Source organism: Moorena sp. SIO3H5, assembly GCF_010692395.1.
In the GTDB taxonomy this organism is placed as follows: Bacteria; Cyanobacteriota; Cyanobacteriia; order Cyanobacteriales; family Coleofasciculaceae; genus Moorena.
The window spans coordinates 1-2,441 of the sequence record NZ_JAAHHS010000666.1 but is presented as its reverse complement, the minus strand read 5'-3'; the positions used below and the strand labels follow the sequence as shown (position 1 = coordinate 2,441).

Sequence of the window (2,441 nt, the reverse complement as noted above, 5' to 3'; positions counted from 1 at the left end):
CTTCTAATCTCGATTGAAGAGATACCTTGGCTTCTGTGTCTTGATGCAGTCGCTGGGGGAACGGCAGTCGCTCATGGGGGGAACCCCCAAGACCGCGCTGCCTCCCCAAGACCGCGCTGCATCGCTTATTAGAGGATAGTTAAAAAAAAGCCTCTTAGTAGAAAGCCAAGGGTTTACGAATCCATAAAATTGAGCCATAAACTATATTCCCGATTCCCGATTCCCGATTCCCGATTCCCTACTCCCTACTCTATAAAACCGAGGACTTTATCCCTCAGCGATTTGAAAACACCTATAATAAAAAAAACCTGTGGAAAGCGTAACTTCAAATTCAACTCTAGACCAAATTCAGCCATTAGTTGATGGTAAATCTAAGGAAAATCTGACAATAAATTACCCTAAATTAGCTTGTAATATTAATATCTATCCCGATCAGATTGTTTTTTATCGGGATGGTCAATATTTTGGTTTCGAGACTAGGGGTTTGTCAGTCGAAACGTTACAAACACTGTTTGTAATGATGGATGGTACTAGGAGTATTGAGGAGCTTCAAGAGCTTTTTGCTCCTGATAACCCGGAAGTGATTCAATCAATTTTGCAAGGCTTGGAAGAGCAGGCGTTACTGGATGATGCTACTCCGTTTAAAGTTCATTCTGGTATCGATACTCTGCTGGAGTTGGAGGATTTTACCAATGACTTACTCAAAACTACTGTTGAAGGAAACCTGTTTTGGAAACCAATAACCTCTAGTGAATCTGAGCTACCGATCACTGTTTTGTATGGCTTTGGGATAGAGCATTACCATTTGTCTTGCCATCGGTGGAATTGGGACTTCCCAGTGCTGGGAACCCAAAATTATACCAAGGTTCAACAATTAATTAACCAACTCTATGGTCAAGAATATGGGGAAGATCAGCTTTGGTTGAAGGCGTTGAATGGGATTGGTATTAGCGATGAGGATTTAAAGGATGCGATCGCACTACCGGAAACTGTGGCAATTGGGAATGCTTTGGCCTATTGGGCAAACTCCGAGCCACTGGTTTTATTGAGTACTTTAGGGGTGTTAAAACGTCAAGCATACTATCATTTATCATCCTACCTTGCTGCGTGTGAGCGGGTTAACCTTGAGTCTGGGTTTATCGACCCAATTCGAGAATTGGTAAACAGAAATATAACTGGAGAATCAGAAAACTTAATTCATCGCATCTTTCAAGACATTGGCCACGTTGATCAACAAACTCGGCAACGGTTAGGGGATCAAATTTACCTGTTTATTGAAATGTATAACAATTTTTACAGGGCGATTTGGAACTACTATTCATGCACTAGTGATTTGCTCAGACGAGTTTCGGCTCTTTAGAAATAGGGAGTAGGGAGTAGGGAGTAGGGAGTAGGGAGGTTTGGGGAGAGGGAAGGGTGGGGAGCTCACAGGGGTAGGTTTTTAACAAAGACCTCAGGTGTGGGGTGTGGGTTGTGGGGTGTGGGGTGTGGGGGTACAGACAAGGGATGCAGCGCGGTCTTGGGGAGGCAGCGCGGTCTTGGGAAGGCAGCGCGGTCTTGGGGGTCTCCCCCATGAGAGACTGCATCAAGACAGGGAATTTGGAGTGAGCCCCGAAACCTGATTTAACCGTCCCGTCGCAACGTAGCCAGCTCCTGATCTTCCCCTACACCCATCACCCCACACCCCGTGGGATCCCTACTCCCTACTCCCTACTCCCTACTCCCTACTCTTTAAAACCTAGGAAATTATCACCCAATTTAAATTAAGTTAGGAATGAAGTTATGACCTTAACTAAGAGTTTATTGAAACAGCCGCTATTTAAAAATCAAGTATGTTTAAAATTCAGTGATACCAGGGTAGAAATTCGTTATCAAAACCAAGGCTGTTCGATTACAGTAGAACCGGAAAAGCAAGAGCAGACTTATAAACTGTTCCAGCTGTTGCAGTTTGGGGGGATGTCACCAGAGGAATTGAGTCAGGAGTGTCCAGGAATTCGAGAACAAATTCCTGACTTGCTAATAGAATTAGACCGCCGTGGTATGCTAATAGACCGGGAGGAATCAGTGACATCTGGTGGTGTTACTGGACATCAATTCTATCGGGAGTTATGCCGATTCCTAAACCGTCTGAAAATGCGTTTTCCCGAGTCTCCTTACAGCGTAAAGATGGTAGATAAGACGATTACTAGAGAGCAGTTGATTGGGTATAGTTTGGAATCCTATCATGTTACTCATCTGTGTCCGAGTTTGCTGGCTCCGTCTTTAGCCAATTATGAATCACCTAAGATTCGCCAACTCCTCCGGGAATTCTTTGGGTCTGAGTTGCACCATGACCGTTTGATCGAGAAATCCTTGAAGAGTGTGGGAATTTCTGGTCAGCAACTACAACGGATGCTGCCATTACCCATGACCTTTGCGGTCTGTTCAAGTCTGGCAGTTTT

4 protein-coding genes are annotated in these 2,441 nt (G+C 44.5%); 3 read left to right on the top strand and 1 reads right to left on the bottom strand.

Annotated features, from left to right (window positions below; translation table 11 throughout):
* Nucleotides 1–189 precede the first annotated feature (189 nt).
* Nucleotides 190–363 (top strand): hypothetical protein, encoded by a 174-nt coding sequence (locus tag F6K52_RS35275; protein ID WP_293089698.1) that lies wholly within the window; start codon nt 190–192, stop codon nt 361–363.
* Nucleotides 311–1,360, top strand: coding sequence for a hypothetical protein (locus tag F6K52_RS35270; protein WP_293089696.1), 1,050 nt, complete (start codon nt 311–313; stop codon nt 1,358–1,360). Before F6K52_RS35275 ends, F6K52_RS35270 begins: the two co-directional genes overlap by 53 nt.
* Here the strand turns inward: F6K52_RS35270 and F6K52_RS35265 are convergent.
* Nucleotides 1,338–1,586, bottom strand: a complete 249-nt coding sequence (locus tag F6K52_RS35265; protein WP_293089694.1) for a hypothetical protein — start codon at nt 1,584–1,586, stop codon at nt 1,338–1,340. The two genes, F6K52_RS35270 and F6K52_RS35265, sit on opposite strands and share 23 nt — an antisense overlap.
* Nucleotides 1,587–1,782: 196 nt before the next feature.
* On the opposite strand from F6K52_RS35265, the gene F6K52_RS35260 reads away from it, so the two are divergent.
* On the top strand, nt 1,783–2,441 hold a 659-nt coding region (locus F6K52_RS35260), incomplete at its 3' end, for a hypothetical protein (RefSeq protein WP_293089692.1).